Consider the following 14099-nt stretch of genomic DNA (forward strand, 5'->3'; position numbering starts at 1 on the left):
GGAGCGGATGATATTTGAACAAATATACGTCAGTCAATGCGAATGATTATTATTTAGTCGATGTACCCACAAATAGTTTGGATGGGGAGGGAACATCATTGCTTGGCGAAAGATTAGGAGGGCCAGGGCGATCACAAGCAGCGAGTCACCCTGTATTTGATCAGAAGGCCTTCAGGGAAAATCAGGAATTAGCCACTACCCGCCTGTAATGGCTCTTTATCCCGCACCACTTCCGACAGCACTTTAACTTCCTGTCCAGGCTGCAAGCGCTCAGCACCACGCACTATCACACGATCACCCTTGGTGAGATCACCGCTTACCGACACCCATTCACCATCTCCACTGCCGATACGCACAGATAATCGCTCAGCCTTATCCCCCTCGCCCACTCGATATACGAAGGTATCGCCATTTCTTAAAACCAAGGCATCCCTTGGCACAGACATGGTGGCCTGGGCCTGCGCAATAGGCACAGAGACCTGTACCGGCATACCGACAATCCAGTCCCACTGCTCCGGCGCACTCTGTGGCAAAGTTACCATCAGCTTAACTCGCCGGGAGCGATCGCTGGCCACAGGCACAAATTGACGTACCCGGCCGCTAAATAATTGATCATCCACCCGTGCCTCTCCCGGCAGAGAGACAGAATCACTGCGCAGTGCCACTGTGTCACCGATGCGAATCAGCGGCAGGGCCGTCAGGGGAATATCCGCCTCCACTTCCATCTGTGACATATCCAGGGCTCGCAGTAATTCCGAACCGGTGCGCACATATTCTCCCGCCTGTAAATCGCGGCTCACCACTAAAGTATCAAAGGGTGCATCAATGGCTGTTTTAGATAATTCATAGGCCCGTCGGTCGCGCTCAATTTGAGCCGCAATCAGGTCCTGAGCCATTGCCTCGCGCTCAGCCTGCTGCTCTTCCAATGCGGCTCGGGAGGTACTATTGGTTTCCGCCAACTTACTCAGTCGATTTAACTGAGCATCCATATAGGTCAACCGCGCACGCAGTTGTGCGATACGACTGTCACTATTGCGCAGCTGTAATCGCCAATGAGTACTATCCAGCTCGGCTAGGCGCTCACCCTTTTTAATAAAGCTGCCGGACTCAGCGACAAATTCCAACACACCATCCAGTTCAGAAGAAACCAGGATATCTCGTCGGCTCACCACCTCACCTGCAGACCACTGGCTCGGAGCAATTTCCCGAACTTGGGCCCGGTCCACCAATACCGCAATAGGATCGCCTTGCGCCCAAACGCCATTGGCACTCAGAGATAAAACGATACCTGCGAGTAATTTCTTCATTGTGAACTCCTCAGGGCAAACCTTTCGCGCATAGCCGCAAATTTGGGTAGTGGCAGGCTGCCGGTTTGCAGTAATGCCGGCAATAAAACCAGGGTAAAGAGCGTGCTCACTGCCATGCCGCCCACAATCACTGCGGCTAGGCCGCGGTAGATAACACTGCCTTCACCGGGAGCAACCAACAGTGGCAACATGCCAAACACGCTGGTCAGGGTACTCATAAAAATAGGGCGCAAACGCAGGCGCAAAGCCTGCTCTACAGCATCCACCCGAGTGCTACCTGCCATTTCTGCCGCTCGCGTCTGGTGCACCAGCAAAATAGCATTATTCACCACCAGGCCTAGCAGTATCACAAAGCCAATCATGGTGAGCAGATCCAGTGGTTGGAAATCGATCAAGTTTAAAATTTGTAGCGCCAACACGCCGCCCACCGTCGCCAGGGGCACGGTGAGCAATACCAGAGAGGCATCCCGCAAGGAGCGGAACAGTGCACTCATCAGCAGGAATAAAATTAGCAGCGCTAATAGGAAGTTTTGAGAAAGCGAAGCCAGGGCCTTATCCAAATCACTGGCATTTCCCCCTACCAATATACTGCCATCAGCAGGCAAGGCCTCACGTATTTGTGGCAGTACACTCAATTCCAGCTGTGCCCGCACCTCCTCCAGCGACACATCTTCCGGCGGTACAATATTCAGTGTAATGGTGCGCCGACCATCGACCCGACGCAAACTACCCGGCCCTACGGTACGCTCCACACTGGCCAGCTGACTAAGCGGCACCACTTCCCCACGAGGCGTTACCAACGGCGTATTTTGCAATTGCTCCGGGGTACTCCAGGGCTGCGCTTTAAAAATAATATCCAGGCGCTTTTCACCGTCAAAATACTCGCCGACATAGAGACCATTGCCCAGCGTTCGAACCAGTCCGCCCATATCCTGGCGATTCCAGCCCTGCTCCAGCATTGCGCGATCATTGGGGCGCACTGTCAATTCAGGTTCTGATAAAGATAAGCCTGGGTTGGTCTGCACCGGCGTTCCCGGCATCACCTCTTCAACAACCTCCACCCCAAGGGCAGCCGCACGCATTAGAGCTTCAGCATCACGGGATTGCAGATGAAGGGCGATATTGCGGTCACCGCCAAATTGGCCAAACAGATTACCCCGTGCAGCAAATCCTTGGAAATCAGGGATATCCACCAGGATTTCTTCCCGCAGGATTCTCTCCATCTCCTTAGCTTGATCCATATCCTTAACCCGCACTCCCATAGTGCCGCCATTAGGCCAGGTGATCACGTAGTAATTCTTTAGAGCAGGTTCGCGCTCACCACTCATGTAGGGTGCCATACGCTTATCCAGCTCATTGACGATTTCTGTTTCCAGAGTTTTGGTATTGGTGGATGCAGGGAAATTCATCCACACATCGACCGCATCCCTTTTAACGGGCGGTAAATAATCCAGGTTTGGCAAGAATAAATAAGTCGCAATCATCGGCATTAATAAAAGCCCACCAATAACCTGCCAACGACGCGCCCTGGTATTGGTCAAAGCCATAACCCGCGCCGTTATTTTTTCCCACACTCGGGAGAGACGGTCCTTGGTAGAGATAGGGGGGAGCCACAAGCGTGCAGCCAGGGGAACCACAGCCACTGCAACCAGCAGGGAAAACACCACCGCCACAGCAATGGTTAGGGCTAGGTCGCCAAAAACCTGCCCTTCAACGCTATTTAGGAAAAACACCGGTAGGAATATCGCAACCGTAGTTGCGGTACTGGCCAACAGCGCACCCCAGACCTGGCCTGCACCTTGCTCCGCAGCCTCCTCAGCTCCACTGCCTTTTTCCCTCAGGCGCACAATATTTTCCAACACTACTATCGCGGCATCGAGCACCATACCGGTAGCAAAGGCCAGCCCTGCCAGAGAGATGACATTAACGCTGCGGCCTGCGGCCGACAGCACCACAAAGGTCGAAAGTAATGAAATAGGAATCGCTGCAGCAACAATTAAGGTCGCACGCATACGCCGCATGAACCACCAGAGCACTCCGATAGCCAATACGATGCCCAAAATCATATTACCGCCGAGCAGATTTAAGGCCCGATAAACAAACACCGATGCATCAAATGATTGCACCAGCACAAGCTGCTCAGCTTTCAATTTAGTATCGTTCAGCTCAGCGACTTTTTGTTTAACTCGCTCCAAAGTAGCCAGCATATTGGCATTGTTGGTACGGTTAATACGAAGAGAAACTGCCGGGTTGCCATTTTGCGTGGTGACGCCGCGCGGCTCTGAAGGTCCCACCTTGACTTCGGCAATATCACCCAGGCGTACGGGCTGTCCATTGCGCCATTCCAGCACCAATTCGGATAAGTCTTTCGGTTCATATTCGCCGATAAAGCGCAGAGTATAACGGCGCCGTCCCACATCGGTGAATCCACCGGAGACATCCCTGGCCGACGCCAATTGTCGACTCACCGCCGGCAACTCTACTCCCAGTTCGGCTGCTTTCCAGGGATCAAAAATCACCTGTAATTCTTCCTGTGCCGCACTCCCAGACTGGGCCTGGACACTGGCAACTCCGAGCACCGACTCCAACTCCGGGCGCAGTACATCTTCAATCAGTCCGGCGTAGTCATCCAGGTTATTCTGGTTATCAGGTAATTTTTGCAGAAAGAAATAAGTCAGAGCTGTGGCATCGCCACCCCAGCCACCCAACATTACTCGCGGTGGTTCCGCATCCCGGGGCAATGGCGGCAGACTGCTCATACGACTGATAACGTCAATCAGCACCTTGTCCATATCGGTACCCATGGCAAATTCAAGATTTGCCCAGGCGCCGCCGCGACCGGCGTTAACTTGCATCATTTCCAGGCCAGTGAGGCCTTGTAAAACAGACTCAATCGGCTCAACAATTTCCGCTTCCACCTCCTTCGGTGCAGCTGCTCTCCAGCCCGCCTGAATGGCGATACGCGGATTATCAATATCCGGAAAAAGTTGAACCGGCAGCTGGCTGGCAAGGAAAGCCCCAAGCAGAACGGCCATAACCACTGCGACCCCCGCAGCGGCGGGATTTTTTAAAGCGACGCGTGTTAGTGCCATTACCTCAGCTCCAGTCTTTTATTGGCCCTGGAGGCTAACGGAATTTAAATTCCTTACAAGGAAGTTGCGACTAGTTGCCAGGAAAATTCGATCAGACCATGAAGAGCCTGCTAATTTACGGGAAAGAAAAGACACCTTCAATAAATGAAATTCACGCCTTAAGAGGCAGCGTTACAGCGGAAAACCCACCTGCTTTACTGCCCCATTGGAGAGCCATAAAAAATTTATGAATCAGAGGAAATGCTGGACTTTATTTTTATAGCTGCGGCTCATTTTTAGACATTCACCGCAATCTAACACCAGGTGGTATTCGTCATTAATATGGACACGTATTTCTCATACTTGACTTAAGTTTACTATGATTGAGCGGTGTATGCGCTAGGAGAGTTTCGGATCCAACTACTGCTCCAAGTTTTTCATAGTGATACGTATCACATGGGGCTCGCCTTGGACATGCATACACATATAGTTTCCAGAAGCATCGATCCGGTCGATTTCACTGGGGGTCACCGAAGTTATTTGCCCCGCATCTTTCACTACAACAAGCTCTATTCCGAGAGGCGGGCAGTTTGATCGAGCCGGGGATTTCGAAACAGAGCAAAAGAATACGAGAAGCAAAGTGAGCAGGGATCGCATAGCTATTGTCACCCGCAATCCGCTAAAAATACTGTTCGAGTGTGGCGATTCCAAACTTACTAACTCAGCTTCTCAACACCACTCTATAAGACTCCGCGATCAGTCACAAACTGGCCGTTATCCACTACCCGACTGTAACGGCTCTTTATCACGCACCACATTCGACAATACTTTAACTTCCTGTCCAGGCTGCAAGCGCTCAGCACCACGCACTACTACGCGATCGCCCTTGGTAAGATCGCCACTTACAGACACCCACTCACCGTCACCACTACCGACACGCACAGACATTCGCTCTGCCTTATCCCCCTCGCCTACTCGATACACGAATGTATTGCCATTTCGTAATACGAGAGCGTCTCTTGGTACTACTGTCGCCTCACGAGCCTTTGAAATAGGAACTGACACCTGTACCGGCATGCCTACAATCCAATCCCACTGTTCAGTAGGACTCTGTGGCAACTCTACCATTAGTTTTACGCGGCGGGAGTTCTCGCTTGCCACTGGCACAAACTGTCGAACCCGGCCAGTAAAGATAATCTCACTAGTACCCCCACCCTCCGAAGCGGATGTAACATCACTTCGCAAGGCAATCGTATCGCCAGGGCCAATCAACGGCAGAGCCCTTATGGGAATATCCGCCTCTACTTCGAGCTGTGACATATCCAAAGCTCGCAGAAGCTCCGACCCGGTACGTACATATTCCCCTGCCTGTAACTCACGACTCACCACTAAAGCATCGAATGGTGCCTCAATTGTCGTTTTCGAAAACTCGTAAGCACGCCTATCACGCTCAATTTCAGCGGCTAACAAATCCTGAGCCATCGCTTCCCTTTCCGCCTGCTGTTCCTCAAGCGCCGCACGCGAAGTGCTATTGGATTCCGCTAATGCGTTTAATCGGTTCAGCTGAGCATCCATGTAAATAAGACGAGCGCGTAAATGAGCAATACGGCTCTCACTATTGCTCAATTGCAGGCGCCAGTGAGTGGTATCCAACTTGGAAAGTGCTTCTCCTTTTCTTACAAAACTGCCCGGTTCCGCAACGAATTCTAATAAACCATCCAGCTCCGAGGATACTCGGATATCCCGGCGGCTCACTACCTTGCCCGCCGACCATTGACTGGGCGCCATCTCACGAATTTCCGCTTTATCTACCAAAACCGCAATAGCTCCATTTTGCGCCAACACCGGTACCGAGACGACAAAGAATAAAGCTATACACGCTACTCGTTTTTTCATTGGGAACTCCTCTCTGCCAATCTTTGACGTAAGCGGATGAATTGGGGAAGGGGCAAACGTCCTGTTTGCAAAAGTGCGGGTAATAAAACCAGTGTAAATAAGGTACTAATAGCCATTCCGCCAACAATCACGGCGGCCAATCCGCGATAGATTACACTGCCTTCACCTGGGGCAATTAGCAGAGGCAACATACCGAAAACACTTGTTAAAGTACTCATAAAAATGGGGCGCAAACGCAGGCGTAAGGCTTGCTCTACAGCCTCATCCCGTGTTGTGCCAGCAGACTCTGCCACACGAGTTTGGTGAACTAGAAGAATTGCATTGTTCACTACGAGCCCCAATAAAATTACAAAACCAATCATGGTAAGTAAATCAAGCGGCTGGAAACTAATTAAGTTCAGTACCTGTAATGCCAATACACCTCCTACTGTTGCCAGAGGCACAGTGAGGAGTACCAGGCCTGCATCACGTAGAGAGCGAAATAAAGCACTCATTAATAAAAATAAAATCAGCAGTGCCAAGAGAAAATTCTGAGAAAGAGAGATCAATGCTTTATCCAAATCGCTCGCATTCCCCCCTACCAAAATATTGCCGTCCTCCGGCAGAGCTTTTCTAATTTCTGGCAGTACCTCTGCTTCTAACAGTGCACGTACTTCCTCTAAAGATATTTCATCTGGTGGCACAATATGGAGAGTAATAGTACGGCGTCCATCAACCCTACGGAGACTACCAGGCCCTACAGTACGTTCCACATCAGCAAGTTGACTGAGGGGAACTACATCTCCACGGGGTGTTACCAGCGGGGTATTCTGTAGTTGTTCCGGCATACTCCAGGGCTGAGCCTTAAAAATCACATCCAGCCGTTTTTCACCATCAAAATACTCGCCCACATAAAGGCCGTTGCCCAAAGTACGGATCAAGCCGCCCATATCCTGACGGTTCCAGCCCTGTTCAAGCATGGCACGATCATTTGGTATAACACTTAATTCAGGCTCAGCAAGAGACAGACCGGGGTTAGTTCGTACTGGCGTTCCCGGTAGTGAGGATTTAATCACATCTACACCGTGAGATGCTGCCACCATCAGTGCATCAGCATCTCGAGACTGGAGGTGTAACTCGATGCTCCGATCCCCTCCGAACCGGCTAAATAAATTACCACGAGCAGCAAAAGCCTGGACATCAGGAATATCAACTAAAACCTCTTCGCGCAAGATACGTTCCATGTCCTTAGCTTTATCCATATCCTTTACCCGCACCCCCATATTGCCGCCCCCCGACCAGGTAATAACGTAATAGTTTTTCAGGGCGGGCTCCTTTTCACCGCTAATATAGGGCGCCATGCGGCGATCTAGCACATTAACAATTTCTGTCTCCAACGTTTTTTTATTGAACGCGGAGGGAAAGTTCATGTATACATCCACTGCGTCACGTTTTACCGGCGGGAGATAATCGAGATTAGGTAGGAAAAAATAAGTGGCGGCGACAGGTACAATAAATAATCCGACAATGACTTGCCAACGCCTGGCTGGAGTACGTGTCAACTTCATAACACGACCCGTAATAGAATCCCAAACCCCCTTGAGCCGATCTTCGCTGGAAATCGAAGGAAGCCAGAGTTTCGCAGCCAACGGTACTATCGCAACTGCTGCTAACAGAGAAAATACTACTGCAACCGCAATAGTTAGAGCGAGATCTCCAAAAACTTGACCTTCAATACTTTGAAGAAAAAATACCGGTAAAAAGATTGCCACCGTTGTCGCTGTACTTGCCAACAATGCGCCCCAAACCTGGCCCGCTCCACGCTCAGAGGCATCATTAGCATTTACCCCTTTCTCCCTGAGACGAACGATATTTTCAAGCACCACAATCGCAGCATCCAGCACCATTCCCGTGGCGAAAGCCAGTCCAGCCAGTGAAATGACATTGAGACTACGCCCTGCCGCTGACAGGGCAATAAATGTGGCCAGAAGAGAAATCGGTATTGCAGCAGCTACAATCAGGGTGGCTCGCATGCGCCGCATGAACCACCAGAGCACTCCCACTGCTAGAATGATGCCTAGAATCATGTTGCCACCAAGCAGGTTCAAGGCACGGTAGACAAATATTGAAGCATCAAAGGATTGCACCAATATCAGTTTCTCATTCTTCAGCTTGGTCTCATTAAGCTCTGCAACTTTCTTCTTAACCCGATCGAGTGTCGCGAGCATATTGGCATCATTAGTGCGATCAATTCGTAGTGATACCGCAGGGTTACCATTTTGAGTAGTGGCACCACGAGCTTCCGACGGTCCAACCCTTACCTCAGCAATATCACCAAGACGCACCGGCTGGCCATCACGCCACTCAAGTATTAGCTCCGATAATTCCTGTGGTTTGTATTCTCCAATAAAACGTAGGGTATAACGCCGACGCCCTACATCCGTAAAACCACCTGAAACATCACGTGCTGAGGCAAGCTGGCGACTCACCGCTGGCAATTGAATACCGAGTTCAGCCGCTTTCCACGGATCGAAAATAACCTGCAATTCTTCCCGGGCTGCACGCCCAGACTGAGCCTGAACACCAGCAACCCCTGATATTGACTCAAGCTCCGGCCGGAGCACATCTTCAATAAGGCCGGCGTATTCATCCAGGTGAGTGGCGTTTCCCGGCAGCTTTTGCAAAAAGAAATAAGTAAGGGGCGGGGTATTACCAAACAAGCCTCCGACCATGACCCGAGGGGGTTGAGCATCTCGCGGCAGTGGGGGCAAACTGCTCATGCGACTGATAACATCGATCAGTACTTTATCCATGTCAGTACCCATGGCGAACTCCAGGTTCACCCAAGCACCGCCACGGACTGCATTGACATGCATCATTTCAAGACCGGCAAGCCCTTGTAGAACTGACTCTATAGGTTCGACAATTTCTGCCTCAACTTCCTTCGGCGCTGCCGCTCGCCAATCAGCCTCAATAGTAATTCGGGGACTTGTGATATCCGGGAAAAGTTGCACAGGCAGTCGGCCGGCAAGGAATGCACCAAGCAATACAACCATAACCACAGCTACCCCCGCAGCTGCAGGATTTTTTAGAGCGGCGCGAGTGAGTGCCATTCCATGGACCCTTCTTTTTGTAATTGGGACAGAACACTAAAGGAAAAAAAAAATGAGGCAAGGCCTTAAAGACTAATTACTTAGAAATTTAGAGCAGACCAATAACTCTACATGATGGCAGCAGCCACTGGTCCGTATAGATTAGAGGAAGTGCTGTACTTTATTCTTGTAGCTGCGACTCATTTTCAAGCATTCACCACTATCCAGAACTAAGTGGTATTCACCATTAATATGGGCTCGTATCTCTCTTACTCGACTTAAATTGACGATAGTCGAACGATGAATCCGTTGGAACAATTTCGGGTCCAACTGCTGCTCCAGCTCTTTCATGGTGATACGCATCACATGGGTCTCACCCCGAGCGTGCACACACATATAATCACCAGCAGCATCGATCCAGTCGATCTCACTGGAGGGCACCAAAGTGATTTTGCCCGCATCTTTCACTGCAATTTTGTCCGGGTAGGCACTGCCGGCAAATTGCCCGCTAACCAATTTCTGTTCCAGCACCTCGGGGGATTCCTTGGTCAGATCGGCAACAGCTTCGAGTAATTGCTCTCGTTGGTTAGCGATATCAGCGTTGGCTCTCTGTTTCCTGACTCGGGTAAGAGCCAACTCCAAGCGCTCTTCTTCGATGGGTTTTAATACGTAGTCCACCGCATTGATTTCAAAAGCCTCTACCGCATACTGGTCGTAGGCCGTGACAAATACCACATGAGGCAGAGAGTCCAACGGAATCAACTGAACCAGTTGCAAACCGTTTACGCCGGGCATCTGGATATCCACAAATGCTACATCGGGCCTCAGCTCCAGTATTTTCTCCAACGCATCGCGACCATTGCCGCTCTCTGCAACCACCTCGATATCAGCCATCCGCTCCAGGCGCAGTCGCAAGCCGCGACGAGCCAGGGGTTCATCATCGACAACGATCGCCCTCAGGATCTCTACTCCACTCATTTCTTTATTCCTGTTCAAAGGGAATACGAATATTTACCGACAAGCCCCCTTCCGGACGATTGCGGAAACGCACTCTCTGGTCATCGCCATAAAGAGCCTTAAGGCGCTCACAGGTATTGCGAATACCCACTCCGTAGCCTTTGCCAATCAGGCGCAGCTCCTCTTCTGACATACCGGGGCCGTTATCGCTGACCTCCAGTAACAATTCGCCGGCGAAAACCCGTGACTTGATGCCAATCTCACCGCCCCACTCCAGTTGTGCAATCCCGTATTTGATCGCGTTTTCAACCAACGGTTGCAGCAACAGGCTCGGCACCAGGGCCTGGGGGGACTCCCCCTGTAAATCCAGATTCACCCCTAAGCGATCGGCGAAGCGCACCTTTTCAATGTCCAGGTACAGCATCAGCGCCTCAACCTCCTTCGCCAAGGTGACCTTCTGCATGGGGTCATTATCCAGAGAATGGCGCAGGAATTGAGATAGGCGCGTCACCATATTGTTGGCCGTGCGCCCGTCATTATCGAGGATCAAGGTGGAGATTGCGTTGAGTGTGTTAAACAGGAAGTGCGGGTTTAACTGGTAACGCAGCATTTTTAATTGAGCCTGATGCGCCATTGATTCCGCCCGCAACGCCTTCTCCTGCTGCGCCTGAGAGGAGCGGTAATACTTGATGCCGTAATAGAGCGCCGCCCAGGTCATCAGAATCAGAAATGAATAGGTGAACCAATAGATGGCCAGGAGTGCCGGGTGCTCATCACCATCGTGACCATACAGCCACAGAGAGCCGCTGAATTTTATTGCCGCCCAAATCACCGCCGCCATCACTACCAGCAATAAAGAACCTATTAATCGCAGCGCTGGAGGCATACTCCACAGGCGGTGAAAACCCAAACGCATGCTCTCGCTGAGAACAACTCCCGAAGTAGTGGCAACTATGATGTAGCCAGAGTGAATCCAGTGATCATTCACCCAGAAAAAACTGCCTACAAAGGTCAACAGCGTATAGCCCCCCCAACCAGAGAGCTGCAGGGCCCAGTACTGTGAGCGACGACTGGCCAGCTTCTGTGAGAGCCACTGAAGTGTTTTGCTTCCCATAATCTCCCGCTTACTGGGTAAAAATCTATGCGCCGATTTGACACTAATCGGCAGCTTCATACTAAATGGCGTCGAGAGCCGGCGAAACACCAACCGGCGCAGCAAAGAGACAAACTGCCGCATGACCTACTGGTTATTTAAATCTGAGCCCGATGAATACAGCCTCCAGGACCTCGCTGCCGAATCCAGCGGTTGCGGTCGCTGGGATGGTATCCGCAATTACCAGGCACGCAATTTTTTGCGCGATAAGGTGAAGGAAGGAGATGGCGTGCTGTTTTATCACAGTGCCTGTAAGGTGCCGGCAGTTGTGGGCACCGCTGAAGTGGTTCGCTCTGCCTACCCCGATCCGGCCCAGTTCGACCCAGAAAGCAAGTACTTTGACCCCAAGGCCAGCGAGGATAAACCGCGCTGGTACTGCGTCGATATTCGCTGGCGAAGTGAGTTCCAACGGCCGGTGCCCCTCGCAGAAATCAAGGGCACCCCCCAATTGGCAGAGATGGTGCTGGTAAAACAGGGGCGCCTGTCTATCCAGCCAGTTTCCGGTGACGAATGGCAGCTACTCCAGCACTTGGGAAGCTCCACGCCGCGCTAAACGATACCTTTTGTCTGGGCGATATACAGGCTCAGCAACGATAGCAGGGTCAATAACGCTAACAAGCCGAGTAACAGTACCCAGGGGCGGAAAGGCTTGCGTTCGACACTGTTAATGCCGGACTGCAGGTATTTATCGACCTTGGCTTGGTCTTCATCGGAGAGTTTCTTTTCGGAGGGATCTAACATGGGCACTTTCGCTCGTTATTTTTGTGCCCTGAGTTTAGGAGAAAGCTTTCTACAGCTCCACAAAAAAGCCCCGCAATGCGGGGCTTTTTAACACTTTCGCAGGGAGCTGTTAGAACAGCTCTTCCTCCAAGTCCATCAAGCTAGCGCTGCCTGCATTGACACTACCGGCCAATGCCTGGGTGCGTGGCAACAGGCGAGCAAAGTAGAAGCGCGCTGTCTTTATCTGGCCGTTGTAGAAGCTATCCGCCTCCGCTTTCGGCAGCGCCGCAGACACAATTTTCGCCCACATAAAGGCGTAAGCGACGTAGCCGAACAGGTGCAGGTACTCTACAGAAGCCGCACCCGGTGCGTGGGGGTCTTGCTGAGTGGCGGCAACCATATTCTCAGTTGCTTCACGCAGGCGTTGCATCTCAGCGATAAGCGGCTGGATAAACTCGGCCATTTCCTCGCGATCAATCTGGGCATCGATAAAACCCTGTACATCTGCAGCAAACAACTCGAACAGAGCACCGCCGGTAGCTACAGTCTTGCGCCCCACCAGATCCAGAGCCTGGATACCATTGGTTCCTTCATAGATCTGGGTAATACGCACATCGCGCACCAACTGTTCCTGGCCCCATTCGCGGATATAACCGTGGCCACCGAAGACCTGCTGACCGAGGATCGTGCAATCCAATCCCATATCGGTAGTAAAGGCCTTGGCCACCGGGGTCAGCAAGGCAACCATATTCTCCGCGTTCTTTTTCTCTTCACCCTCGCCGAACTTGGAAATATCCAACCACTTGGCCACGTAAGTGGACAGGGCGCGGCCGCCGTTCACCAAAGCTTTTTGGGTGAGCAGCATACGACGCACATCCGGGTGCACAATGATGGGATCTGCGGCTTTCTCCGGCTGCTTGGCGCCCGCTGGAGAGCGGCTTTGGATACGGTCGCGAGCGTATTCAACAGCATTTTGATAGGAGCGATCTGAAGCGCCGAGGCCCTGGATACCGACACCCAGGCGCTCGTAGTTCATCATGGTGAACATGGCCGCGAGTCCTTTGTTCTCCTCGCCGACCAGCCAACCCTGGGCACCGTCGAAGTTCATCGCACAGGTAGCGGAGGCCTTGATACCCATTTTGTGCTCGATCGAGCCACAGTTCACATCATTGTGCTCGCCGATGCTGTTGTCTTCGTTCACCTTGTATTTGGGCACCAGGAACAGCGAGATGCCTCTAGGTCCCTTGGGTGCGCCTGGCAATTTTGCCAATACCAGGTGGATAATATTTTCGGACAGATCCTGGTCACCGCCGGTAATAAAGATCTTGCTGCCGCTGATGCTAAAGCTGCCATCGCCACGGGGCTCAGCCTTGGTGCGGATAATACCCAGGTCTGTACCGGCGTGAGGCTCGGTAAGGCCCATGGCACCAGCCCAGGTGCCTTCATACATCTTGGGCAGGTATTTTTCTTTCAGCTCATCACTGGCGTGGGCATCAATTGCCAGGCAGGCGCCGTTAGTCAGAACCGGGTAGAGTGCAAAAGAGATATTTGAAGCATTGATCATCTCCTCAACCTGAGCGCCCAGCATTTTCGGCATACCCATGCCGCCGTATTCCGGGTTGCCCAGCAGTCCACCCCAACCGCCTTCACAGAAGGTGGCATAGGCTTCTTTAAAGCCTTTCGGCGTGGTCACCACACCGTCATTCCACTGGCAACCCTCTTCGTCGCCAGTGCGATTGATCGGATCCAGGGTGTTGGCAGCCAGCTTGGCCATCTCTTCGAGAATCGCATCTGCGGTCTCACGATCTACCGCTCCAGCCAACCCGGGCAATTCCGCCCAGAGTTTTTCCGCAGCAAATACCTCGTGAAGTAGGAAGTTCATCTCCCTTAGTGGCGCCTTATAGTCGGCCATGCTCCCGGTCCT

Annotated in this window: 10 protein-coding genes; 1 reads left to right on the top strand and 9 read right to left on the bottom strand. The window is 51.8% G+C overall.

The features are described from left to right. Positions 1 to 188: 188 nt before the first annotated feature. The 7 genes from ACJJI6_RS14815 to ACJJI6_RS14845 form a co-directional block, all read right to left on the bottom strand. A complete protein-coding gene (locus tag ACJJI6_RS14815; protein WP_475711018.1) occupies positions 189 to 1307 on the bottom strand; it encodes an efflux RND transporter periplasmic adaptor subunit in 1119 nt (372 codons plus the stop codon). Next, positions 1304 to 4399: an efflux RND transporter permease subunit gene (locus ACJJI6_RS14820; RefSeq protein WP_475711019.1), complete on the bottom strand. Its 3096-nt coding sequence runs from the start codon at positions 4397 to 4399 to the stop codon at positions 1304 to 1306. Before ACJJI6_RS14820 ends, ACJJI6_RS14815 begins: the two co-directional genes overlap by 4 nt. A gap of 399 nt (positions 4400 to 4798) precedes the next feature. Continuing rightward, complete coding sequence (locus ACJJI6_RS14825; RefSeq protein ID WP_475711021.1) at positions 4799 to 5035, bottom strand: hypothetical protein; 237 nt, start codon at positions 5033 to 5035, stop codon at positions 4799 to 4801. 117 nt (positions 5036 to 5152) lie between these two features. After that, on the bottom strand, positions 5153 to 6274 hold the full coding sequence (locus ACJJI6_RS14830) for an efflux RND transporter periplasmic adaptor subunit (protein ID WP_475711023.1): 1122 nt from the start codon (positions 6272 to 6274) through the stop codon (positions 5153 to 5155). Then, positions 6271 to 9366 (bottom strand): efflux RND transporter permease subunit, encoded by a 3096-nt coding sequence (locus ACJJI6_RS14835; protein ID WP_475711025.1) that lies wholly within the window; start codon positions 9364 to 9366, stop codon positions 6271 to 6273. The genes ACJJI6_RS14830 and ACJJI6_RS14835 overlap by 4 nt, the downstream gene beginning before the upstream one ends. 141 nt (positions 9367 to 9507) lie before the next feature. Further along, positions 9508 to 10323, bottom strand: a complete 816-nt coding sequence (locus ACJJI6_RS14840; protein ID WP_475711026.1) for a LytR/AlgR family response regulator transcription factor — start codon at positions 10321 to 10323, stop codon at positions 9508 to 9510. A gap of 4 nt (positions 10324 to 10327) precedes the next feature. Next, on the bottom strand, positions 10328 to 11416 hold the full coding sequence (locus tag ACJJI6_RS14845; RefSeq protein WP_475711027.1) for a sensor histidine kinase: 1089 nt from the start codon (positions 11414 to 11416) through the stop codon (positions 10328 to 10330). A 121-nt stretch (positions 11417 to 11537) separates the two neighbouring features. Between ACJJI6_RS14845 and ACJJI6_RS14850 the strand changes: the two genes are divergently transcribed. Beyond that, complete coding sequence (locus ACJJI6_RS14850) at positions 11538 to 12008, top strand: EVE domain-containing protein (protein ID WP_475711028.1); 471 nt, start codon at positions 11538 to 11540, stop codon at positions 12006 to 12008. Here ACJJI6_RS14850 and ACJJI6_RS14855 read toward each other — a convergent pair. Then, positions 12005 to 12196, bottom strand: a complete 192-nt coding sequence (locus ACJJI6_RS14855; protein WP_413664201.1) for a DUF3094 family protein — start codon at positions 12194 to 12196, stop codon at positions 12005 to 12007. The two genes, ACJJI6_RS14850 and ACJJI6_RS14855, sit on opposite strands and share 4 nt — an antisense overlap. Positions 12197 to 12305: 109 nt before the next feature. After that, the gene (locus ACJJI6_RS14860; protein ID WP_475711030.1) at positions 12306 to 14087 is read right to left on the bottom strand and encodes an acyl-CoA dehydrogenase C-terminal domain-containing protein; all 1782 of its coding nucleotides are present in this window, start codon (positions 14085 to 14087) and stop codon (positions 12306 to 12308) included. Positions 14088 to 14099: the final 12 nt, after the last annotated feature.

Source organism: Microbulbifer maximicatervae (SeqCode), from assembly GCF_056232625.1.

Coding starts and splice junctions, on each gene's coding strand:
- ACJJI6_RS14860 (WP_475711030.1), bottom strand. CDS start 14,087: ATGGCCGACTATAAGGCGCCACTAAGGGAGATGAACTTCCTACTTCAC.
- ACJJI6_RS14845 (WP_475711027.1), bottom strand. CDS start 11,416: ATGGGAAGCAAAACACTTCAGTGGCTCTCACAGAAGCTGGCCAGTCGT.
- ACJJI6_RS14850 (WP_475711028.1), top strand. CDS start 11,538: ATGACCTACTGGTTATTTAAATCTGAGCCCGATGAATACAGCCTCCAG.
- ACJJI6_RS14815 (WP_475711018.1), bottom strand. CDS start 1,307: ATGAAGAAATTACTCGCAGGTATCGTTTTATCTCTGAGTGCCAATGGC.
- ACJJI6_RS14855 (WP_413664201.1), bottom strand. CDS start 12,196: ATGTTAGATCCCTCCGAAAAGAAACTCTCCGATGAAGACCAAGCCAAG.
- ACJJI6_RS14835 (WP_475711025.1), bottom strand. CDS start 9,366: ATGGCACTCACTCGCGCCGCTCTAAAAAATCCTGCAGCTGCGGGGGTA.
- ACJJI6_RS14830 (WP_475711023.1), bottom strand. CDS start 6,274: ATGAAAAAACGAGTAGCGTGTATAGCTTTATTCTTTGTCGTCTCGGTA.
- ACJJI6_RS14820 (WP_475711019.1), bottom strand. CDS start 4,399: ATGGCACTAACACGCGTCGCTTTAAAAAATCCCGCCGCTGCGGGGGTC.
- ACJJI6_RS14840 (WP_475711026.1), bottom strand. CDS start 10,323: ATGAGTGGAGTAGAGATCCTGAGGGCGATCGTTGTCGATGATGAACCC.
- ACJJI6_RS14825 (WP_475711021.1), bottom strand. CDS start 5,035: ATGCGATCCCTGCTCACTTTGCTTCTCGTATTCTTTTGCTCTGTTTCG.